Here is a 19,578-nt window from a genome sequence, read left to right as displayed (position 1 = left end):
GCCCGGCGCCGCCCCCTGGCGCCCCGAACGGTCCCTGAATTCAAGTCTGTTATTCGCCACCGACCCAGAGGGCCGGCACGAAGCGGTACCCGGCCCCGTCCCGATCCACGTAGCCGAGGGCCGGGAATTCCAGGTGCGCACCTGCGATGAAGGTCCGCTCCTGCGCCACCTCGTCCATGATGGCCTTGCGCGTCGCACGCGCCTGGTCGCCATCGACGTCGAATCCGACACCCGCCTCCGGGTTCTTGAACTGGATCGCGGGCAGGTGCACCACGTCCGTCCACATCAGCAGCGACTGTCCACCGGAGACGATGCGGAAACCGCAATGCCCGGGGGTATGACCCGGCAGGTGGACCGCGCTGATCCCCGGCAGGACCTCACCGCCGCGATGCTCGCGCATCCGCTTGGTGTAGGGCGCGACCGCCTTTCGGGCGTTTTCGAAGTACGGCTTGGCCTCGTCCGGCGCCCGCGAGAGAGCGTCGTCCGGCAGCCAGTGCGCCGCCTCGTCGGCATGCACCACGATCTCGGCGTTGGGGAACCGGGCCGCCCCGTTCTTGACCAGCCCGCCGACATGGTCGGGATGCAGGTGCGTGACCAGGACGGTTTCGATCTCCTCGAGCTTGACGCCGGTGAGCGCCAAAGCCGTGCTGAGCCGCCCCAGGGTCTCCACCGGGGCAAAGTCGCCGTATCCCGTATCGATCAACACCGGCTTGCGGCCGGCACCGGTGATCAGGAAGGCGTTCAGCGTGATCTTGGGCTGCTCGGTGCGGAAGCCCGCAACCTGGAGCTTGCCGGCTTCGTCTTTCGGGATCCCCGTGACGAGATCGAGGCTGGCCTGAAACCAGCCGTCGTTGAGCGCGGTGACCGTGAGGTCGCCGAGGTTCCAACGCAGCACGCCCGGAAGCGGCTTCGATCCCGTCATGAGCTTCTCCGTCAGACCGACTGGTTCAGACCCGACGACGCTTGCGCGGACGGCAGCCGTTGTGCGGGATCGAGGTCACGTCGCGGATCGAGGTGACCGTGAAGCCCGCGGCCTGGAGCGCGCGCAGCGCCGACTCACGACCCGAACCCGGGCCGGACACCTCGACCTCGAGGGTGCGCATGCCGTGCTCGGACGCCTTGCGGGCGGCATCCTCGGCGGCAACCTGCGCGGCGTACGGCGTCGACTTGCGCGAGCCCTTGAAGCCCATCGCGCCGGCGGAGGACCACGAGATCGTGTTGCCCTGCGCGTCCGTGATGGTGATCATCGTGTTGTTGAACGAAGCGTTCACGTGGGCGACGCCCGACACGATGTTCTTGCGTTCGCGCCGGCGGACGCGTTGCGGTTCCTTGGCCATTCGGGTCTCACTCTTCCTTCAAGCGCGCCCGTAATTCCAGGCGCTCGGGATTCTTTTGGGGACTCGGCCGGCGCGCCCGTGAAGGGCGGTCCGGCCCGATGCGGGATCCCTCGCGGGACACCAACACGACGGAAGGAAGGCCGAGCTCAGCACGGCCTTCCAAGTGGAGAATTACTTCTTCTTGCCGGCGATCGGCTTCGCCTTGCCCTTGCGGGTGCGGGCGTTGGTATGGGTGCGCTGGCCGCGGACCGGCAGCTGCTTGCGGTGACGCAGACCGCGATAGGCGCCAAGATCCATCAGGCGCTTGATGTTCATCGAAACTTCGCGGCGCAGGTCGCCCTCGACGATGTAGTCGCGGTCGATCGTCTCGCGGATCTGCAGCACCTCGGCGTCGGTGAGCTGGTTCACGCGACGCTCGGCGGGGATGTTCACCTTCTGGGTGATTTCCTCGGCCTTCTTAGAGCCGATGCCGTGGATGTACTGGAGCGCGATGACGACGCGCTTGTTGGTCGGGATGTTGACGCCTGCGATACGGGCCATGATCACGCTCCATCTGAGGCCCGGCGATGCGGGCGTTGATCGCGCGCGTCCGGTGGAGGCCGGCCCCTGCGCGCGCCAAACGACAACGTGGCCCTGGGGCGGCCCTGGACAGGGCACCTCGGACCAGCGATCGATTGGACGAAGGAGGGCCTGCTAGCGTGCGCGGGCCCAGATGTCAACGACTGGTGAACGATCGGCCGCGCTTCCATGCGTCGCGCGCGGACCATGCCAGGGTCACCGAGGGAGCACAGATGTCGGTTCTGACCAGCGACGGCGCCACCCTGCGGGCTTTCGCAGACTCGGTCCTTCGGGCCGCCGAAGAGAATGCCGAGGAAGTCGTCCCGGTGATCCTTGCGGTCGTCGGTGGCATCCTCACCGAGGCCCAGCCCGGTACCATCGCACTCCAAACCGAGGATGACGGTCCCGGCCAGCTCTGGGCGACCTTCGCGGGCCGCCGGATGGTGTTCCGCTACAACAGCATGACCGCGATGGTCGAACTGCGCGACGACCGCACCGACGGCAATCCCACCCGTCTATTCGGACGCCGCGCGCTGCCGATGGACATCGTCAATTTCTTTGGAGCGTTGCGGGCGGAGGGGCCTGGGGATCGCTGACGCCGCCGCGTCAACGGAATCGCTGGCTTCGGTACCGGCAATAACCGCCCATCGTCTGGTAGCCGGCCGGGCAGCGGCGGACGCACGCACCCGCCGCATACTTGAGAGGCGGCCGACACGCATGCCGGAAACGCTTCTCCCCGTAGACGAAGGATTGCGCGGGGCTCTGCGCCGCGACCGGGAGGGGCGCCAGCACCACGGCCAGAAGCAGAAGGCTTGCGGGGATACGGAGGGCGGTCATCGGGACTCCCGATCGTGTTTCGCCATCAACCTCCGGCTGCGCCTATGGTTCACCGCACGCTCCGATCCCGGGCGATTCGTCGTTCGAGACGGCGTCCCACGACCGGGCGATCAGATCTCGCACATCCGGTCGAGCGACCAAGCGCATGCCGGGCTGTGTAATGGGACCGCGTTCGGTGCCGGCCCCATGGGACCGACGCAACGCGCCGCAGGGCCGGTCGGCCCGTCGATGCCACCCCGCGAGTGTCGCCTGCTGGTTTCTCGCCGCGCGCAGGATCGTGGCGCAAGATGGAACTGACGGATGTGTCCTCCGGTAGCGGCCGGCATCCGAATGCATGCGGCATGCTGGCGTTTGCGGCAGGAGGGGCCGCGCTCGGCCTACGGTCTCAGCACCACCAAGATTTCTGTGATCACCGGTTTGAGTTTTTGCATGCTCTCTCCTCGCGGTTCGCAAGATCAGAACTCGCTTTTTGATCATATATCCACCTTAAGCCGCAAATGTAAGAAATAGTTCATGTTTTAATACGATATACTGATCCAAGGTATGAATTGATGTCGATCAATTAGGCTCGCGCGGAATGACTTCCAGCGGTGCCACGCTGCGTGAATCCTGCTTGACCTTGGGAAGAATCAGAGTTTCACATAAAATATCTTTGGCGACGAGCGGAGTAATCCGCATGAGTCCATGTGCGCATCGCGCTACATTTCCTGCGATCCATCGATCTATGCGTCGGGCGGCTTTCCGGGTGATCTGGATATGCTGCATCGACTGCACGCAACGCCGGCCCCGGAGATCGTTTCCGTCGCGAATCTCTACGATCCGGCCTGCTACACCCGCACTCTCGATCCGGACGCGATCTTCGCCGATCCCGCCCTCCGGCCGAATCTGGATCGGGCTTTCGCCTTCGTTGGCGGCGTCCAAGCGGTCGCACCGGCCTGTGTTTTGGTTCGGATCGACAATGCGAGCATCTGCGACCGGAGCATCACGGTCTCACGCGATGGGGAAACGCTGCTCCTGTTCGAGACTTTCCGTCCCTCCGATCTCGTCACGCCCCCGCAACCGGGAGCCAGCGGGCCGACCACGACCCTTCCGAAGACCTGCGCTTATCTCCTGCTGACATCCTCCGGGACCTTCAACTGGGGACATTGGCTGGCCGAAGACCTGCCGCGCCTCCTGGCAGTGGACTGCCTGTCCGGTCTCCGCAGACCCATCTGCCTGTTGCTGCACGGTTTCGTCCCGGCGACCGACAGGATGCGGATCGAGCTTCTCCGGGGCTTGCTCGGACGCCGGGACGTCACGATTCGGTTGCTGCGACCGGATACGACTTACCGGGCGGCGGACCTCTACTTTGCCTCGCCGGTGGCTGGTCTGCCTGGCCCGAAGCATCCCCAGGCTCTCGCAGACCTTTCCGTTCGGGCCATCGCGATGAAGCGTCGCCTGGACCGGCGATGGTGGCGATCGCCCCCGCGCCGTCCGACCCGTTTGTTCGTGATTCGCCGACGTGATCGCGGCCGGGTGCCGATCGGATGGGTGGACCTCTGCAGGACCCTGCAGGCCCGCGGCTACCAGCCGATCGATCCCGAGGGGATCTCAGCGCGGGAGCAGGCCGCGACCTTCGCGTGTGCAGAGCGCGTCGTCGGCTGCATGGGCGCCGCGATGGTGAACACGCTGTTCTGCGCGCCAGGGACGCGCATTCTATACTTCGCCCCGGAAACGTTCACCGATCCGTATTATCTCGACCTCGCAGCGGCGCGCGGTCATCGCTACGGCGTCTGCTACGGCAAGGCCCTCGATCCGGGTCGGCCGGCGCAATCGGATTACGTCCTCGATCCAGACCACCTAGCCCGTGCGCTGGCATGGCTCGATGGGGATCGAGAGGGATGCCGGCAAGCTGCTCGAAACGATTTACCTGCGGGCCGGATATACCCCCACGCCCCGCTTCGCGTCGGCGCCGATGGCATCCAAGATTCTTCGCGGCTCGCTCCGAACACGGAGCCGCACACGCTCCGTACCGTCGAAGAACTGTGATCTTCCTGAAAGAACGACGGCGCTGACGCCATCGCCGATCATCGCCGTTGCGCCAACCTAAGGTCTACGCCACCGAACGTGGATCGAACCACTCTCAGCCCGCTGCTTGAGCGTCGGCTTCGCGCGCTTCGAATTCATCACAAGGCCGGCCGCCGAATGATGCGGCGTGCCGGCGGTCTTGGTCAGGACTCCACACGTTCCGCGTGCGGCTCCAGCACCGCCATGATCTCCGTGGTCACGGTATCGATCGGCTGCATGCCATCGACGGTGTGGAGCAAACCGGTCTTGGCGTAGTAGTCCGAAAGCGGCGCGGTCAGGGCCCGGTAGGCCTCCAGGCGCTGCTTGAACACCTCGGGGGTGTCGTCCTTGCGCACCGCCTGCCCGCGCGCGAGCGTCTCCGCCGCCCGCTTCTGGATGCGCCCGACCAGCGCGTCCTCGTCGACCTTGAGCTCGACGACCGCGGACAGGTTCATGTCCTTGCCGGACAGCATGGTTGCCAGCGCCTCGGCCTGGGCCACAGTGCGGGGGAAACCGTCCAGGATGAAGCCGCGCTTCGCGTCGGGTTCCTCGATCCGGTCGGCAACGATCCCGACCACGATCCGGTCGGAGACGAGGCCACCCGATTCCATCACGGCCTTGGCCTCGAGGCCCACCGGCGTGCCGGCGGCGACCGCGGCGCGCAGCATGTCCCCGGTCGAGAGCTGCGGGATGCCGAAGCGCTCGACGATCCGCTCGGATTGCGTTCCCTTCCCCGCGCCGGGGGGGCCGAGCAGAATGATGCGCATGGCGTTGTCCTCGTCCTGCCCGACTCTCTACGGGCACAAGCGGCGGTTGGCGAAGCCTCCCCGGCATCGCCCGTCTCGGGTTTTTCTAGTCGGTCCCGGGCCAGGAGGCATCCAGACCTTTTGCTGAGAGGCGGGCGCGGCGGTGGCTTCGTCCCGCCTCTGTAGCAGGCTCAGCGGCGGCGTTGCGTGGTCGAGGCGCCACGCAGCTTGGCCTTCTTCACGAGGCCCTCGTACTGATGCGCCATCAGATGCCCGTGGATCTGAGCGACCGTGTCCATGGTCACCGAGACCACGATCAGCAGCGAGGTCCCGCCGAAGCCAAGGCTCGCCGAGGCGTAGGACGACAGGATCTCGGGGCAGAGGCAGACGAGAGTCAGGTACAGGGCGCCGATCACCGTGATCCGGGTCAGCACCTTGTCGATGAAGGCCGCGGTGCGCTCGCCCGGACGGATGCCCGGGATGAAGCCGCCATGCTTCTTCAGGTTGTCGGCCGTCTCCTGCGGATTGAAGACCACTGCGGTGTAGAAGAACGTGAAGAAGATGATCAGCGCCGCGTAGAGCGCCATGAACAGTGGCGTCCCGTGGCCCAGATAGGCCGTCACGGTGCCAAGCCAGCCGGTGCTGCCGCCATTGGCGGAGAAGCTCGCCGCGGTGGCCGGCAGGAGCAGGAGCGACGAGGCGAAGATCGGCGGGATCACACCCGACGTGTTGAGCTTCAACGGCAGGAACGAGGTCTGGCCCTCGTACATGCGGTTGCCGACCTGGCGCTTCGGGTAATTGATGAGCAGGCGGCGCTGGGCGCGCTCCATGAACACGATGAAGTAGACCAACACCACGGCCGCCACGGCGACGCCCAGGATGATGATCGGCGATAGCGCGCCGGTGCGGCCGAGCTCGAGAGCGCCCGCGATCGCGACCGGGAGGTGGGCGACGATGCCGGCGAAGATGATCAGCGACGAGCCGTTGCCGATGCCGCGCGAGGTGATCTGCTCGCCGACCCACATCAGGAACAGGGTGCCGCCGGTCAGCGTGATCACCGTCGAGGCCAGGAAGAACGGGCCGGGATCGATGGCCGCGGACGAGCTCTGGAGACCGATCGCGATGCCCCAGGACTGCACAAGCGCCAGCACCACCGTGAGGTAGCGGGTGTACTGGTTGATCACCTTACGGCCGGACTCACCCTCCTTCTTCAGCGCTTCCAGGCTCGGGATCACCGAGGTGAGCAGCTGAACGATGATCGAGGCCGAGATGTACGGCATGATGTTGAGGGCGAAGATCGCCATGCGCTCGACGGCACCGCCGGAGAACATGTTGAACAGCCCGAGCACGCCGCCGGCCTGCTGCTGGAAGTTCCGGGCGAACTGCTCCGGATCGATGCCGGGGATCGGGATGTAGGTGCCCAGCCGGAACACCACGAGGGCGCCGAGCGTGAACCAGATGCGCTTCTTCAGCTCATCGGCCTTCGCGATGGCACCGAAATTGAGGTTGGCGGCAAGCTGCTCGGCGGCTGAGGCCATAAGCGTCGCGTCCTGGGAGTGTCGCCGGGCGAACGGCGCCCGGATGAATTGAAAACGGCGGCCCGCGTGGTCGCAGGGCCGCCGCTCGAAGGATCGGCTTAAAGGGTGCGCGGGGACCGTGCAACGGGGCCCCGCGTCGCTCCCATGCCGGCCGTCAGGCCGTGGCCTCGGCCTTGGCGCCGCCGCGGGTCGACACGCCGGTGGCGAATGCGACGCTGACCGAGCCGCCGGCCTTCTCGACCGCCTCGATGGCGGACTTGGAAGCGCGGGTGACCTCAAAGCTGAGCTTCGCGGTCAGCTCGCCGACGCCGAGCAGCTTCACGCCGTCACGGGCCCGGGCGATGATGCCGGCGGTGACGAGGCTGTCGACCGTGACGGTCGCGGCCTTGTCGAGCTTACCGGCGTCCACCGCCTCCTGGATCCGGCCGAGGTTCACCTCGTTCAGATCCTGGGCGTAGAGGTTGTTGAAGCCACGCTTCGGCAGGCGCCGATGCAGCGGCATCTGACCGCCCTCGAAGCCCTTGATGGACACGCCGGTCCGGGCCTTCTGACCCTTCACGCCGCGGCCGGCGGTCTTGCCCTTGCCGGAGCCGATGCCCCGACCGACACGCATCCGATTCTTGGTTGCGCCGGGATTGTCGCTGATCTCGTTGAGCTTCATCGGTGCCTCCTCACGCCACGTCGCCGTGGACGCGCACGAGGTGCGCAACCTTGCGGATCATGCCGCGCACGGAGGGGGTATCCTCCAGCTCGGACACGCGGTGGAGCTTGTTGAGCTTCAGGCCGATCAGCGTCTGGCGCTGGCTGGCCTCCTGGCGGATCGGCGAGCCGATCTGCTCGATACGGACGGTCTTCTGTGCCATCGGACCCTCCCCTTACGCGACCGCAGCTTCGGACTGGTCGGCCGGATCGGCGTCGCGGCGACGGGCCTGGAGGCTCGAAACCTTGATGCCGCGGCGGGCCGCCACGGAGCGCGGGCTGTCCTCGTTCTTAAGCGCCTCGAAGGTGGCGCGCACGAGGTTGTAGGGGTTGGAGGAGCCGAGCGACTTCGCGACAACGTCCTGCATGCCGAGCGTCTCGAACACCGCGCGCATCGGGCCGCCGGCGATGATGCCGGTACCCTGCGGAGCCGCACGGAGGATCACCTTGCCGGCGCCGTGGCGGCCGTTCACGTCGTGGTGCAGGGTCCGACCCTCGCGCAGCGACACCCGGATCAGGCCGCGCTTGGCCGCCTCGGTCGCCTTGCGGATCGCCTCAGGCACCTCACGGGCCTTGCCGTGGCCGAAGCCGACGCGGCCCTTCTGGTCGCCGACGACGACGAGGGCTGCGAAGCCGAAGCGACGGCCACCCTTCACCACCTTGGCGACGCGGTTGATGTGGACGAGCTTGTCCACGAATTCGCTGTCGCGCTCCTCGCGCTCGTCGCGGCGGCCGCGGCCCCCGCCTTCCCGTTCACGTGCCATGTTGTCTAACCTATCTCACTAGCGCGGATCCTCGGACCCGCTCGCTCGATTCCCCTCGCCGGAAACGGGAGGGAATGGCCGCGCGGGTATCACGCCGCGCGGGGTGAGTTCCCTTAGAACTCCAGGCCGCCTTCGCGGGCGGCCTCGGCCACGGCTGCGACGCGGCCGTGGTAGATGTAGCCGGAGCGGTCGAAGATCACCTTCGTGACGCCCGCGGCCTTGGCGCGCTCGGCCACCAGCTTGCCCACCGCCTTGGCGGCGGCGACATCGGCGCCGGTCTTGAGTTCACCCTTGAGTGCCTTGTCGATCGACGAGGCGGCGGCCAGCGTCTTGCCGGCGACGTCGTCGATGACCTGCACGTAGATCTGCTTCGACGAGCGGAACACCGAGAGCCGCGGACGGCCGTTGGCGGCCGCCCGCAGCGCGCGACGGACGCGCGCCTTGCGGCGATCGAGGGCTTCGAGCTTGCGAGACATGATGCCCTCCTTACTTCTTCTTGCCTTCCTTGCGGAAGATGAACTCGCCCGCGTACTTCACGCCCTTGCCCTTGTAGGGCTCGGGTCCGCGGTAATCGCGGATCTCGGCGGCGACCTGACCGACCTGCTGGCGGTTGATCCCGGTGATCGTGATCTCGGTGGGCTTCGGGGTAACGATCGTGATCCCGGCGGGGATCGCGTACTCGATGTCGTGGCTGTAGCCGAGCGACAGCTTGAGGGCCTTACCGGCCATCGCCGCACGATAACCGACGCCCGTGATCTCAAGCTTCTTTTCGAAGCCCTTCGACACGCCCTCGGCGATGTTGGCGATCTGAGCCCGCGACGTGCCCCACAGGGAACGGGCCGGCTTGGACTGGTTGATCGGCTCGACCGAGATCGCGCCGTCCTTCATCTCCACGCTGACCAGCGTGGGGACGTCGAACTGCAGCTCGCCCTTAGAGCCCTTCATCTTCACCGTCTGACCGGTGACGGTGGCGGTGACGCCGGCCGGCACGGGAACGGGCTTCTTGCCTACGCGAGACATGGGATAACCTCCTCCGTCCCGATCAGAATACGGTGCAGAGCACTTCACCGCCGACGTTGCGCTCACGCGCCTCGTGGTCGGCCATGACGCCCTGCGGTGTGGAGACGATGGTGACGCCGAGGCCGTCGGCCACGTGCGGCAGATCACCGACCGACGAGTAGACCCGACGACCCGGCTTCGAAACGCGCTTGATTTCGCGGATCACCGGGCGGCCGTCGTAGTACTTGAGCTCGATGGCGAACTCGGTACGGCCGTTGCCGAGGTCGGTCGCCGCGTAGTCGCGGATGTAGCCCTCGGACTTCAGGACGTTCAGGACGTTGGCGCGCAGGCGCGAGCCGGGTGTCTGAACGACGTTGCGACGGCGAAGCTGGCCGTTGCGGATACGGGTGAGCATGTCACCCACGGGATCGTTGACCATGGGGACCTCCTTACCAGCTCGACTTGACCAGGCCGGGGATCAGGCCCCGGTTGCCAAGCTCCCGCAGCGCGATGCGCGAGATGCCCATCTTGCGATAGAACGCGCGGGGCCGGCCAGTCATGCCGCAGCGGTTGCGGATGCGGGTGGCCGACGAGTTGCGCGGCAGTTCCGCGAGCTTAAGGCGCGCCTCGAAGCGCTCCTCCATCTCGAGGGTGTCGTTGTTGGCGATGTCCAGCAGCGCCTTCCGCTTGGCCGCGAAACGCTTCACCAGCGTCTTGCGGGCCTCATTCTTCTCGACTGAGCTTTTCTTCGACATGTGGTCTATCTCCGGTGTCCGCGTATGAGGCGCGAGGGCCTCACTGCCGGAACGGGAACTGGAAGGCGGCGAGCAGTGCCTTGGCCTCGGCATCAGTCTGGGCGGTGGTCGCCACGACGATGTCCATGCCCCACATCTGCTCGGCCTTGTCGTAAGAGATCTCCGGGAACACGAGGTGCTCCTTGAGACCCAGGGCGTAGTTGCCGCGGCCGTCGAACGAGCGCGGGTTCAGGCCGCGGAAATCGCGGACGCGCGGCAGCGCGATCGTGATCAGGCGATCCATGAACTCGTACATGCGCTGCTTGCGCAGCGTCACCTTGCAACCGATCGGCATGCCTTCACGGACCTTGAAGGTCGCGATGGCCTTGCGGGCCCGGGTGATCACCGGCTTCTGGCCGGCGATGAGCGCGAGGTCGCCAGCCGCCACGGTCGCCTTCTTGGAGTCAGCGGTGGACTCGCCGACGCCCATGTTGATGACGATCTTCTCGATCTGCGGGACCTGCATCGGGTTCTTGTACCCGAACTCCTCGATCAGCTTCTGGCGCACCACTTCGTCGTAGTGCTTGCGCAGGCGCGGGGTGTAGGCGTTCTTGTCGGCCTCAGCCATCGATCTGATCCCCCGTGCTCTTGGCGAATCGGACCTTGCGCCCGTCTTCGAGGATGCGGAAACCCACGCGGGTCGGCTTGCCGTTGGCATCGGCGACCGCGATGTTCGAGAGTTGGATGGCGGCCTCCTTGGAGATGATGCCGCCTTCCTGGTTCTGCGTCTGCTTCTGGTGCTTCTTGACTAGGTTGATGCCACGCACGAAAGCGCGGCCTTCCTTCGGCAGAACCTGGATGACTTCGCCCGAGCGACCGGAATCGCGGCCGGTGAGTACGACGACCTTGTCGCCCTTCTTGATCTTCGCGGCCATCACAGCACCTCCGGCGCCAGCGAGATGATCTTCATGTGGTTGCGCGCGCGCAGCTCGCGCGGCACCGGTCCGAAGATGCGGGTGCCGATCGGCTCTTTCTGATTGTTGATCAGGACCGCAGCGTTCTTGTCGAAGCGGATCACCGACCCGTCGACGCGCTTCACGGCCTTGGCCGTGCGAACGACGACCGCCTTCATGACGTCGCCCTTCTTGACGCGACCGCGCGGGATCGCCTCCTTGACCGACACGACGATGACATCGCCAACGCCGGCATACTTCCGCTTCGACCCGCCGAGAACCTTGATGCACATCACACGGCGTGCACCCGAGTTGTCGGCGACGTCCAGATTCGTCTGCATCTGGATCACGTGCGTGACTCCTTGTTTCAGGCGGGTTTCCGCACACGGACGGTATTGCCCGGCGGACGACGCCTGATGGGGATCTGATGTCCCCGGCTCATGGTATAGACCGCGCTTGCGGCGTCCGAGACGCCGGCGCGGTCACCGCGTTCACAGGGTGCGAGCACCCATCGAAATGTCGCGAAGGCCGGGCGGATACTACGGGCTGCCCCGAAAGGCAAGCCGATCGCGACACATTCGCCGGTGGGATCGGGGGGGATCGGGCGCGGTCGGGGCGATTCGATGGCTGGCGCAGCGTGGTGTCCCGGCGCGGCCGACCACGGGCTTATCGATGTGCGTCCGGCGCGTCGAGGACGGCTTCCGCCAGGATGTCTCCGCGGCGGCTGGGCGGCGAGACGGGGCGGCCGACAAATCGAAACGACACCACAGCCATGTCCGCCGCGCAGCCTCGCGCGGCGGCTGGGCTCTCTCGGGCGTTCAGGGCTTCAGAAGGGCTGGCCCGCTGATTCGAACAGGAAGTCGTCGAGGCTCGGGATCGTCACGGCGCTTCCGTAGGCCGGCTTCGACAGGCGCCACGGACGCTCGGACCGGGCCCGGATCGCCTCCGAGGGGCGCAGGCGCCGCATGCCGCCCTCCTCGGTCACCTCCTCGATCGTCAGGAAGCCGTAGACCTGCAAGCGGGACGCGGTGAGCTTGATCTCACGGTCCTCGGCGGCGACGATCATGCTGCCGGTGGCGTAGACCGCGTCCATGAGCGAGCGTTGCTCGCTGCGGCGGCGGTTGCGGGCGTCCCGCTCGCCTGCCGCGGAGGCGGGGGCGATCCGCCGGAAGGGGACGACGTTGCTGACCGCGACGCAACCCATACGCAACATCCTCGACGCACACAGAGGCCGGCCCACGGGCCGTCCGACGATCGGGACATTTCGACGGTTCGCTTTAATCTTCCGTAGACCGTGTTGCCGGGCCCCTGCCCCGATCCGGCACGCCCCCGTTCCGGCGCCCACGTTGGATGCACCATCCCGGATGGCCTCGACGATGCCGAATCACGCGGTGCTCGAGGGCGGTGCGGTCGAGACCGGACCGGGTCCGGCGGTTCGTCTCGACCTGATGGCCCTTCGGCGCGGTGCTGGGAGCAGGCTGCCGCGAGCCGCGCCCGTTCACGGCGCGATCTGGCTCGATTCGAGGCTCTCCAGGAGCGTCGCGATGCCGAAAACCTGGAAGGCCAGGAAGGTCTCTGTCTCCACCTCCCGGGACGCATAGGACAGCTCGGCGAGGCCGATGGTCATGGTCAGCGACGTGTCCTTGATGGTGTTGAGATATTGGCCGACCCCCGGCAGCCAGGCGAAGCGCAGGGCCAGCGGCAACGCGATCTGGCGGAAGATCTGGAGATCGATCAGGTGGAGGGCCAAAGCGGCCTCCCGCTGGGCAGGCCGTACGCCGTCGAGGCCAGCCCGGCATTCCCCGGCGATGTCGGCGGCGGCGTAGAGCGTCAGCCCGAGGAAGCCGGCCAGGGTCTCGTAGGCCGGCCGGTGCAGGGTGGCCGACCCCAGGGCCAGGCCGTGTGGGCTATTCACTCAGGCGGTGAGCCAGGACGGCATCAGCGCGACGGCGCCGAAGTACCAGAAGAGCAGCTGCACCAGCGACGGCGTGTTCCGGGTGAGGTTGATAAAGGCGGTACTCCGCGCCTTCACGAACCGGCCCCCCGCCTCCTTCGGGCAGCAGAAGGCAAGGCCGAGCGCCGTTCCGGCCACGCACACCGACGCAGACAGGACCAGGGTGACCCCGAAACCCTGCAGCAGCCAGACCAGGTAGCGCGGCGCGAGCAGATCGCCGAAGGGACTCACCGCCGTCGGCTAGCTGTGGTCGCCGATCCGGAACAGGCACGGCAGCGGCTACGTCGTGTTCGGGCCGAATCAGCGGTCGTAGAGCGCCGCAGCCTTCGCGCTGGCCTCCAGCTCCCGGAGCGTCTCGTCCACCACTGCGCGGAGGCGGGTCTCACCCTTCGGGATGCCGGCGCCGATGTAGTCGTTGGAAATCGAGAAGGCCGGAACCTCGTGATTCTCTTTGTCGGGAGCCGTGGCCAGCAGATTGACGAGCTTCGATCCGTCCTGCGTGTTCGCCTGAACGTTGCCGTTGCGCAGGGCCGCGAAGGCGAAGGGCGTATCGTCGAACGCCACCACGGTCGCGTTCGAAAAGTCCCGGCGCAGGACGGTCTCGTTGGTTGTGCCCTTATCGGCTGTAGGAGTGCGCTCTGCCGACATTGCTTAAGCACTGACTGTGAAATGGAGGATTCTCTCGCCAAAATATGAATTCAATCATATTAATATTAAAAAGTAAAACTCTATTAGTATGACCGAGACTGTTCGAATGAAATGAGATGAGTTTATGGGCGTTAAAAAATATCAATCGATGAGATAACAGAAGGGCGAGCCAGATAATGTAACGTATCACCTTAGTAATATGATATCGATTAATATGGTATTGAAATTCAATATATACATTTGTGATCACCAAAAATCGACATCTCCTCTCGCGTTGACTGAACGGTTTCCCAGGCACATTGTCGTGATCTCTGCATCCCAATGATAACGGGAGCAAAAACGAGAGGTTTGACGAATGCGCGGATATATTCTGGCAGTACCCGAAGCAAATGCGCCGGGCGCAATCTCGGGCGATGACGGTCAGCGCTATCGTTTCTCAAGTTCAGATCTGAACAGTAAAAGCACACGGGCTGGTCATGCGGTGGACTTCATAGTTGTCGATGGTGAGGCACGCGAAATATACCCTGTCCCCGGTCAAGCCCCGGTTTTCTCACCGGCCTTCAGTAAAGCTGTTCGCCAGCGAGATTGGGTTGCTTTCTATTTTAATCCAAATGGCCGCATCGGACGTCGTGAATATTGGAACTTTGGATTTTTAGTGCTGATGATTGTAAGCATTGTTCTTGGCCTTATTCCAGGCGTGAACATAATCGTTTTTTTTGTTACGGCGTGGTGCGGCCTCGCTCTCGGCATCAAGCGCTGCCATGATGTCAATCGATCCGGTTGGCTGAACGCCGTACCTTACGTCCTCACTCCGCTGTCCTTCCTTTGTGCATCGATCGGCTTTCTCTCATCTTACAGCCGCCATGCGATCGGGGTTCCTGCCTTGTTCATCACTCTCGCCTTGCTGACTGGCGTTGCCACCTTCGGATTTTGGATCTGGTTCATCGTACAGGTGCTGGCAAAAGCCGGCGATGCGGAGCCGAACCGGTTCGGCCTTCCACCCATCGCACCGAGCGCATAGGATGCGGGAGCACATGCGTTTGTCGGCCGGGCTGATCACTCGATCGGCGCGGTGCCCAGAATATCGCGATCGACGCATTGACCTGCGGGTTAACCGAGGCTAAAAGCGCGCCACTTCGGACGGCCATTGGCTGCCGACGGCCCTAGGGTTTGACCCTTGGGCGCCGCGATCGCCTCGAGCGATCCGAAGGCTCAAATCGCCTGACGCTCTAAGTCAGATCCGTAGGTACGAGCGCGTTCGTTATGAGCGTGCTCCTCTGCCCACACCGCGCCGAGGGTCTGTGACAGGACCTCCGGCGCATATTCGTTTTGCGGACTGCCCTAGGCGGTCCGGCCAAGGTGACCGAGGAAGAGGGCACAGGATGCCGACGATCAACCAGCTGATCGCCCAGCCGCGGAAGATCCAGCGGAGCCGCAACAAGGTTCCGGCGCTTGACGCTTGCCCGCAGAAGCGCGGCGTCTGCACCCGGGTCTACACGACGACCCCGAAGAAGCCGAACTCGGCCCTTCGTAAGGTCGCCAAGGTCCGTTTGACCAACGGCTTCGAGGTGATTGGTTATATTCCTGGCGAGGGCCACAACCTCCAGGAGCACTCGGTCGTCATGATCCGCGGCGGCCGCGTGAAGGATCTTCCGGGTGTGCGCTACCACATCCTGCGCGGCGTGCTCGACACGCAGGGCGTGAAGAACCGGAAGCAGCGCCGTTCCAAGTACGGCGCTAAGCGTCCGAAGTAAGACCGGCGACCGGAGTTTATCCGGTCGCAGAGATGCGTTTCCACGGCCTCGTAAGGATGTCGCCGGCTTCATCAAGAAAGCCCAGGCGGCCTGCGCGAGGTGCTTAAGTCAGACTCGTTTGAGAGTTTAAGAGATGTCCCGTCGTCACTCTGCCGAGAAGCGTGAGATCATCCCGGACCCGAAGTACGGGGATGTGGTGCTGACGAAGTTCATGAACTCGATCATGTACGAGGGCAAGAAGTCGACCGCCGAGCGGATCGTCTACGGTGCCTTCGACATCGTCGAGAACCGCGCCCGCGCCAACCCGATCGAGGTGTTCCGCGCTGCGCTCGACAATGTCGCCCCGATGATCGAAGTGCGCTCCCGGCGCGTCGGCGGCGCGACCTACCAGGTCCCCGTCGAGGTCCGGACCGAGCGCCGCCAGGCCCTCGCCATCCGTTGGCTGATCCAGGCCGCCCGGTCGCGCAACGACCGCACCATGATCGAGCGGCTCTCCGCCGAGCTGCTCGACGCCGCGAACAACCGCGGCAACGCCGTCAAGAAGCGGGAAGATACGCACCGGATGGCTGAAGCCAACCGCGCCTTCTCGCACTACCGCTGGTAAGCGGTTCCGCCGTCTCTCAGGAGCAATCCAATGCCCCGCACGCACGCGATCGAGGACTACCGCAACTTCGGCATCATGGCCCACATTGATGCCGGGAAGACCACGACCACGGAGCGGATCCTCTACTACACCGGAAAGTCGCATAAGATCGGCGAAGTCCATGACGGCGCCGCCACCATGGACTGGATGGAGCAGGAGCAGGAGCGCGGCATCACGATCACGTCCGCCGCGACGACGTGCTTCTGGCGCGAGAAGCGCCTGAACATCATCGACACCCCTGGGCACGTCGACTTCACCATCGAGGTCGAGCGTTCCTTGCGCGTGCTCGACGGCGCCGTCTGCGTGCTCGACGGCAACCAGGGCGTGGAGCCCCAGACCGAGACCGTCTGGCGCCAGGCCGACAAGTACGACGTCCCGCGCGTCGTGTTCGTCAACAAGATGGACAAGATCGGCGCCGACTTCTTCAAGTGCGTCGCCGACATCATCGATCGCGTCGCCGGCAAGCCGGTCTGCCTGCAGCTGCCGATCGGCGCCGAGTCCAGCTTCAAGGGCGTCATCGACCTGATCAAGATGAAGGCGATCGTCTGGTCCGGTGAGACCCTGGGCGCCGACTTCTCCGAGGTCGAGATCCCCGAGGAGCTCAAGGACCAGGCCGTCGAGTACCGCAGCAAGCTGGTCGAAGCCTGCGTCGAACTCGATGACGAAGCCATGGTGGCTTATCTCGACGGTACCGAGCCGGATGCCGCGACGATGCACAAGCTCGTGCGTCGCGCCGTGCAGCTGCGCGCCTTCCATCCGGTGCTGTGCGGCTCGGCCTTCAAGAACAAGGGCGTGCAGCCCCTGCTCGACGCCGTGGTGGATTATCTCCCCTCCCCGGCCGATCGTGGCGACGTCGACGGCCTCGACTTCAAGACCGAGGAGCCGGTCGTCCGTCACCCGACGGATGCCGATCCCTTCTCCATGCTCGCCTTCAAGATCATGGACGATCCCCACGTCGGCACCATCACGTTCTGCCGCGTGTACTCGGGCAAGATCGAGTCGGGCGCCAACGTCATCAACTCGACGCGCGACAAGAAGGAGCGCGTCGGCCGCATGCTCCTGATGCACGCCAACAACCGTGAGGACGTCAAGGAAGCCTTCGCGGGCGATATCGTCGCCCTCGCCGGCCTCAAGGACACCCGCACCGGTGACACCCTGTGCGATCCGCAGAAGGCCGTGATCCTGGAGCGCATGGAGTTCCCGGAGCCGGTAATCGAAATCGCCGTCGAGCCCAAGTCGAAGGCCGATCAGGAGAAGCTCGGCATCGCGCTCGCCAAGCTCGCCGCCGAGGATCCGTCCTTCCGGGTCTCGACGGACCAGGAATCCGGCCAGACCATCCTCAAGGGGATGGGCGAACTTCACCTGGACATCAAGGTCGATATCCTGCGCCGGACCTACAAGGTCGACGCGAATATCGGCCAGCCGCAGGTGGCCTACCGCGAGAAGCTGACCCGACGTCAGGAGATCGACTACACCCACAAGAAGCAGACCGGCGGTACGGGCCAGTTCGCCCGCGTCAAGTTCGTCGTGGAGCCGAACGAGCCGGGTGCTGGCTTCCAGTTCGAGTCGAAGATCGTCGGCGGCGCGGTGCCCAAGGAGTACATCCCGGGCGTCGAGAAGGGCCTCAACTCGGTCCTGGGCGCCGGCGTGCTGGCGGGCTTCCCGGTGGTCGACGTCAAGGTCGAGCTGATCGACGGTGCCTACCACGACGTCGATTCATCGGCGTTGGCCTTCGAGATCGCGTCCCGGGCCGCACTGCGCGAGGCGCTTCAGAAGGGCGGCTCGGTCCTGCTCGAGCCGGTGATGAAGGTCGAGGTCGTCTCGCCGGAAGAGTATACCGGCTCGGTCATCGGCGACTTGAACTCCCGCCGCGGCCAGATCCAGGGCCAGGACATGCGTGGCAACGCCAACGTCATCAACGCGATGGTGCCGCTGGCCAACATGTTCGGTTACGTGAACAACCTGCGCTCCATGTCGCAGGGCCGGGCGAACTTCACCATGCAGTTCGACCACTACGAAGAGGTGCCGCGCGGCGAGGCCGACAAGGTCATCGCCAAGTACGCCTGAGGCTACGCCGGTACCACCTCTTCATCCGCAACACGATTTCGAATCTAGGAGGCTCTGATGGGCAAGGAAAAGTTCGCTCGCACCAAGCCGCACTGCAACATCGGCACGATCGGTCACGTCGATCACGGCAAGACGTCGCTGACGGCGGCGATCACGAAGGTGCTGGCTGAGACGGGCGGTGCGACGTTCACGGCCTACGACCAGATCGACAAGGCCCCGGAGGAGAAGGCGCGCGGGATCACGATCTCGACCGCGCACGTGGAGTACGAGACGGCCAACCGGCACTACGCGCACGTCGACTGCCCCGGCCACGCCGACTACGTGAAGAACATGATCACGGGCGCCGCCCAGATGGACGGCGCGATCCTGGTGGTGTCGGCGGCCGACGGCCCGATGCCGCAGACCCGCGAGCACATCCTGCTCGCCCGCCAGGTCGGCGTGCCGGCGCTGGTGGTGTTCCTGAACAAGGTCGACATGGTCGACGACGAGGAGCTCCTGGAGCTGGTCGAGCTGGAGGTGCGCGAGCTTCTGTCGAAGTACGACTTCCCGGGCGACGACATCCCGATCACCAAGGGCTCGGCGCTGATGGCGCTGGAGGACAAGGAGCCCAAGATCGGCAAGGAGGCGGTGCTGGCGCTGATGGCGACGGTGGATGCCTACATCCCGCAGCCGGAGCGTCCGATCGACCTGCCGTTCCTGATGCCGATCGAGGACGTGTTCTCGATCTCGGGCCGCGGCACGGTGGTGACGGGTCGCGTCGAGCGCGGGATCGTCAAGGTCGGCGAGACGGTGGAGATCGTCGGCATCCGGGCGACCACGACCACGACGGTGACCGGCGTGGAGATGTTCCGCAAGCTGCTCGACCAGGGCCAGGCGGGCGACAACGTCGGCGTGCTGCTGCGCGGCACCAAGCGCGAGGACGTGGAGCGCGGCCAGGTCGTGTGCAAGCCGGGTTCGGTGAAGCCGCACACCAAGTTCAAGGCCGAGGCGTACATCCTGACCAAGGAGGAGGGCGGCCGCCACACGCCGTTCTTCACCAACTACCGGCCGCAATTCTACTTCCGGACCACGGACGTGACCGGGGTGTGCGAGCTGCCGGAGGGCACCGAGATGGTGATGCCGGGCGACAACGTGACCATGGACGTCACGCTGATCGTGCCGGTGGCCATGGAGGAGAAGCTTCGCTTCGCCATCCGCGAGGGCGGCCGCACCGTCGGTGCCGGCGTCGTCGCCGCCATCAACGACTAAGCCAGGATAGCATCCTTAGCAGGGCGCGGCGGGGACACGCCCTCGCACCCCCC

27 protein-coding genes are annotated in these 19,578 nt (G+C 65.3%); 7 read left to right on the top strand and 20 right to left on the bottom strand.

Features of this window, described 5'->3' with window-relative positions:
• Positions 1–49: 49 nt before the first annotated feature.
• The 3 genes from FVA80_RS04530 to rpsM all read right to left on the bottom strand — a co-directional run bounded on the left by FVA80_RS04530 (position 50) and on the right by rpsM (position 1,877).
• Positions 50–922 (bottom strand): MBL fold metallo-hydrolase, encoded by an 873-nt coding sequence (locus tag FVA80_RS04530; RefSeq protein WP_147909517.1) that lies wholly within the window; start codon positions 920–922, stop codon positions 50–52.
• A gap of 25 nt (positions 923–947) precedes the next feature.
• The gene (gene rpsK / locus FVA80_RS04525) at positions 948–1,337 is read right to left on the bottom strand and encodes a 30S ribosomal protein S11 (protein WP_007557606.1); all 390 of its coding nucleotides are present in this window, start codon (positions 1,335–1,337) and stop codon (positions 948–950) included.
• Between the two features lie 171 nt (positions 1,338–1,508).
• Complete coding sequence (gene rpsM, locus FVA80_RS04520; protein WP_147853146.1) at positions 1,509–1,877, bottom strand: 30S ribosomal protein S13; 369 nt, start codon at positions 1,875–1,877, stop codon at positions 1,509–1,511.
• 251 nt (positions 1,878–2,128) lie between these two features.
• Between rpsM and FVA80_RS04515 the strand changes: the two genes are divergently transcribed.
• Complete coding sequence (locus FVA80_RS04515; RefSeq protein WP_147909518.1) at positions 2,129–2,491, top strand: hypothetical protein; 363 nt, start codon at positions 2,129–2,131, stop codon at positions 2,489–2,491.
• 10 nt (positions 2,492–2,501) lie between these two features.
• Here the strand turns inward: FVA80_RS04515 and FVA80_RS30995 are convergent, their stop codons facing one another.
• Positions 2,502–2,732 (bottom strand): hypothetical protein, encoded by a 231-nt coding sequence (locus tag FVA80_RS30995; protein WP_147909519.1) that lies wholly within the window; start codon positions 2,730–2,732, stop codon positions 2,502–2,504.
• A gap of 684 nt (positions 2,733–3,416) precedes the next feature.
• Between FVA80_RS30995 and FVA80_RS04505 the strand changes: the two genes are divergently transcribed.
• Positions 3,417–4,760, top strand: a complete 1,344-nt coding sequence (locus tag FVA80_RS04505; RefSeq protein ID WP_147909520.1) for a glycosyltransferase 61 family protein — start codon at positions 3,417–3,419, stop codon at positions 4,758–4,760.
• Between the two features lie 182 nt (positions 4,761–4,942).
• Here the strand turns inward: FVA80_RS04505 and FVA80_RS04500 are convergent, their stop codons facing one another.
• The 16 genes from FVA80_RS04500 to FVA80_RS04430 form a co-directional block, all read right to left on the bottom strand.
• Complete coding sequence (locus FVA80_RS04500; RefSeq protein ID WP_147909521.1) at positions 4,943–5,545, bottom strand: adenylate kinase; 603 nt, start codon at positions 5,543–5,545, stop codon at positions 4,943–4,945.
• A gap of 170 nt (positions 5,546–5,715) precedes the next feature.
• Positions 5,716–7,062, bottom strand: coding sequence for a preprotein translocase subunit SecY (gene secY, locus FVA80_RS04495; protein WP_058192231.1), 1,347 nt, complete (start codon positions 7,060–7,062; stop codon positions 5,716–5,718).
• A 154-nt stretch (positions 7,063–7,216) separates the two neighbouring features.
• A complete protein-coding gene (gene rplO, locus FVA80_RS04490) occupies positions 7,217–7,723 on the bottom strand; it encodes a 50S ribosomal protein L15 (RefSeq protein WP_147909522.1) in 507 nt (168 codons plus the stop codon).
• Positions 7,724–7,733: 10 nt separating this feature from the next.
• Positions 7,734–7,925 carry a 50S ribosomal protein L30 gene (gene rpmD, locus FVA80_RS04485; protein WP_007557591.1) on the bottom strand — a complete coding sequence of 64 codons (192 nt, stop codon included), beginning with the start codon at positions 7,923–7,925 and terminating at the stop codon, positions 7,734–7,736.
• A gap of 12 nt (positions 7,926–7,937) precedes the next feature.
• The gene (rpsE, locus tag FVA80_RS04480) at positions 7,938–8,525 is read right to left on the bottom strand and encodes a 30S ribosomal protein S5 (protein ID WP_007557588.1); all 588 of its coding nucleotides are present in this window, start codon (positions 8,523–8,525) and stop codon (positions 7,938–7,940) included.
• A 113-nt stretch (positions 8,526–8,638) separates the two neighbouring features.
• Positions 8,639–9,001 (bottom strand): 50S ribosomal protein L18, encoded by a 363-nt coding sequence (gene rplR, locus FVA80_RS04475; RefSeq protein ID WP_010686176.1) that lies wholly within the window; start codon positions 8,999–9,001, stop codon positions 8,639–8,641.
• Positions 9,002–9,011: 10 nt separating this feature from the next.
• Positions 9,012–9,545, bottom strand: a complete 534-nt coding sequence (rplF, locus tag FVA80_RS04470) for a 50S ribosomal protein L6 (RefSeq protein WP_147898533.1) — start codon at positions 9,543–9,545, stop codon at positions 9,012–9,014.
• A gap of 22 nt (positions 9,546–9,567) precedes the next feature.
• Entirely contained in the window at positions 9,568–9,963 is a 396-nt protein-coding gene (gene rpsH / locus FVA80_RS04465; protein ID WP_007557585.1) for a 30S ribosomal protein S8, read from the bottom strand.
• Positions 9,964–9,973: 10 nt separating this feature from the next.
• Complete coding sequence (gene rpsN / locus FVA80_RS04460) at positions 9,974–10,279, bottom strand: 30S ribosomal protein S14 (protein ID WP_092039092.1); 306 nt, start codon at positions 10,277–10,279, stop codon at positions 9,974–9,976.
• Between the two features lie 40 nt (positions 10,280–10,319).
• Positions 10,320–10,886: a 50S ribosomal protein L5 gene (rplE, locus tag FVA80_RS04455; protein ID WP_147853154.1), complete on the bottom strand. Its 567-nt coding sequence runs from the start codon at positions 10,884–10,886 to the stop codon at positions 10,320–10,322.
• Complete coding sequence (rplX, locus tag FVA80_RS04450; protein ID WP_007557581.1) at positions 10,879–11,193, bottom strand: 50S ribosomal protein L24; 315 nt, start codon at positions 11,191–11,193, stop codon at positions 10,879–10,881. The genes rplE and rplX overlap by 8 nt, the downstream gene beginning before the upstream one ends.
• Entirely contained in the window at positions 11,193–11,561 is a 369-nt protein-coding gene (gene rplN / locus FVA80_RS04445; protein ID WP_007557579.1) for a 50S ribosomal protein L14, read from the bottom strand. Before rplN ends, rplX begins: the two co-directional genes overlap by 1 nt.
• A 476-nt stretch (positions 11,562–12,037) precedes the next feature.
• Positions 12,038–12,415, bottom strand: a complete 378-nt coding sequence (locus tag FVA80_RS04440) for a hypothetical protein (RefSeq protein WP_147909523.1) — start codon at positions 12,413–12,415, stop codon at positions 12,038–12,040.
• Positions 12,416–12,709: 294 nt separating this feature from the next.
• Positions 12,710–13,126 (bottom strand): hypothetical protein, encoded by a 417-nt coding sequence (locus FVA80_RS30990; RefSeq protein WP_246692259.1) that lies wholly within the window; start codon positions 13,124–13,126, stop codon positions 12,710–12,712.
• Positions 13,127–13,396, bottom strand: coding sequence for an ABC transporter permease subunit (locus tag FVA80_RS30985; protein ID WP_246692258.1), 270 nt, complete (start codon positions 13,394–13,396; stop codon positions 13,127–13,129). It lies immediately after the preceding gene.
• 69 nt (positions 13,397–13,465) lie between these two features.
• On the bottom strand, positions 13,466–13,813 hold the full coding sequence (locus FVA80_RS04430) for a transporter substrate-binding domain-containing protein (protein ID WP_246692257.1): 348 nt from the start codon (positions 13,811–13,813) through the stop codon (positions 13,466–13,468).
• Positions 13,814–14,168: 355 nt separating this feature from the next.
• On the opposite strand from FVA80_RS04430, the gene FVA80_RS04425 reads away from it, so the two are divergent.
• From FVA80_RS04425 to tuf, 5 genes are all read left to right on the top strand, one after another.
• Positions 14,169–14,834, top strand: a complete 666-nt coding sequence (locus tag FVA80_RS04425; protein WP_147909524.1) for a DUF805 domain-containing protein — start codon at positions 14,169–14,171, stop codon at positions 14,832–14,834.
• A gap of 361 nt (positions 14,835–15,195) precedes the next feature.
• Entirely contained in the window at positions 15,196–15,567 is a 372-nt protein-coding gene (rpsL, locus tag FVA80_RS04420; RefSeq protein ID WP_007557568.1) for a 30S ribosomal protein S12, read from the top strand.
• A gap of 133 nt (positions 15,568–15,700) precedes the next feature.
• Positions 15,701–16,171: a 30S ribosomal protein S7 gene (rpsG, locus tag FVA80_RS04415; protein WP_007557567.1), complete on the top strand. Its 471-nt coding sequence runs from the start codon at positions 15,701–15,703 to the stop codon at positions 16,169–16,171.
• A 30-nt stretch (positions 16,172–16,201) separates the two neighbouring features.
• A complete protein-coding gene (fusA, locus tag FVA80_RS04410) occupies positions 16,202–18,277 on the top strand; it encodes an elongation factor G (protein ID WP_147909525.1) in 2,076 nt (691 codons plus the stop codon).
• Positions 18,278–18,334: 57 nt separating this feature from the next.
• Complete coding sequence (tuf, locus tag FVA80_RS04405; protein ID WP_147853161.1) at positions 18,335–19,525, top strand: elongation factor Tu; 1,191 nt, start codon at positions 18,335–18,337, stop codon at positions 19,523–19,525.
• The last annotated feature ends 53 nt before the right edge of the window (positions 19,526–19,578 follow it).

Source organism: Methylobacterium sp. WL1 (genome assembly GCF_008000895.1).
GTDB lineage: Bacteria > Pseudomonadota > Alphaproteobacteria > Rhizobiales > Beijerinckiaceae > Methylobacterium.
Note: the sequence above shows the minus strand (reverse complement) of the source record. Positions and strands in the feature narration are given on the sequence as shown.

Coding starts and splice junctions, on each gene's coding strand:
- FVA80_RS04500 (WP_147909521.1), bottom strand. CDS start 5,545: ATGCGCATCATTCTGCTCGGCCCCCCCGGCGCGGGGAAGGGAACGCAA.
- FVA80_RS04425 (WP_147909524.1), top strand. CDS start 14,169: ATGCGCGGATATATTCTGGCAGTACCCGAAGCAAATGCGCCGGGCGCA.
- tuf (WP_147853161.1), top strand. CDS start 18,335: ATGGGCAAGGAAAAGTTCGCTCGCACCAAGCCGCACTGCAACATCGGC.
- rpsM (WP_147853146.1), bottom strand. CDS start 1,877: ATGGCCCGTATCGCAGGCGTCAACATCCCGACCAACAAGCGCGTCGTC.
- fusA (WP_147909525.1), top strand. CDS start 16,202: ATGCCCCGCACGCACGCGATCGAGGACTACCGCAACTTCGGCATCATG.
- FVA80_RS04530 (WP_147909517.1), bottom strand. CDS start 922: ATGACGGGATCGAAGCCGCTTCCGGGCGTGCTGCGTTGGAACCTCGGC.
- rplO (WP_147909522.1), bottom strand. CDS start 7,723: ATGAAGCTCAACGAGATCAGCGACAATCCCGGCGCAACCAAGAATCGG.
- rpsG (WP_007557567.1), top strand. CDS start 15,701: ATGTCCCGTCGTCACTCTGCCGAGAAGCGTGAGATCATCCCGGACCCG.
- FVA80_RS04505 (WP_147909520.1), top strand. CDS start 3,417: ATGTGCGCATCGCGCTACATTTCCTGCGATCCATCGATCTATGCGTCG.
- secY (WP_058192231.1), bottom strand. CDS start 7,062: ATGGCCTCAGCCGCCGAGCAGCTTGCCGCCAACCTCAATTTCGGTGCC.
- rpsL (WP_007557568.1), top strand. CDS start 15,196: ATGCCGACGATCAACCAGCTGATCGCCCAGCCGCGGAAGATCCAGCGG.
- FVA80_RS04515 (WP_147909518.1), top strand. CDS start 2,129: ATGTCGGTTCTGACCAGCGACGGCGCCACCCTGCGGGCTTTCGCAGAC.
- FVA80_RS30995 (WP_147909519.1), bottom strand. CDS start 2,732: ATGACCGCCCTCCGTATCCCCGCAAGCCTTCTGCTTCTGGCCGTGGTG.
- FVA80_RS04430 (WP_246692257.1), bottom strand. CDS start 13,813: ATGTCGGCAGAGCGCACTCCTACAGCCGATAAGGGCACAACCAACGAG.
- rplE (WP_147853154.1), bottom strand. CDS start 10,886: ATGGCTGAGGCCGACAAGAACGCCTACACCCCGCGCCTGCGCAAGCAC.
- rpmD (WP_007557591.1), bottom strand. CDS start 7,925: ATGGCACAGAAGACCGTCCGTATCGAGCAGATCGGCTCGCCGATCCGC.
- rplX (WP_007557581.1), bottom strand. CDS start 11,193: ATGGCCGCGAAGATCAAGAAGGGCGACAAGGTCGTCGTACTCACCGGC.
- rplR (WP_010686176.1), bottom strand. CDS start 9,001: ATGTCTCGCAAGCTCGAAGCCCTCGATCGCCGCAAGGCGCGCGTCCGT.
- rpsH (WP_007557585.1), bottom strand. CDS start 9,963: ATGGTCAACGATCCCGTGGGTGACATGCTCACCCGTATCCGCAACGGC.
- rpsE (WP_007557588.1), bottom strand. CDS start 8,525: ATGGCACGTGAACGGGAAGGCGGGGGCCGCGGCCGCCGCGACGAGCGC.
- rpsK (WP_007557606.1), bottom strand. CDS start 1,337: ATGGCCAAGGAACCGCAACGCGTCCGCCGGCGCGAACGCAAGAACATC.
- rpsN (WP_092039092.1), bottom strand. CDS start 10,279: ATGTCGAAGAAAAGCTCAGTCGAGAAGAATGAGGCCCGCAAGACGCTG.
- FVA80_RS04440 (WP_147909523.1), bottom strand. CDS start 12,415: ATGGGTTGCGTCGCGGTCAGCAACGTCGTCCCCTTCCGGCGGATCGCC.
- rplF (WP_147898533.1), bottom strand. CDS start 9,545: ATGTCTCGCGTAGGCAAGAAGCCCGTTCCCGTGCCGGCCGGCGTCACC.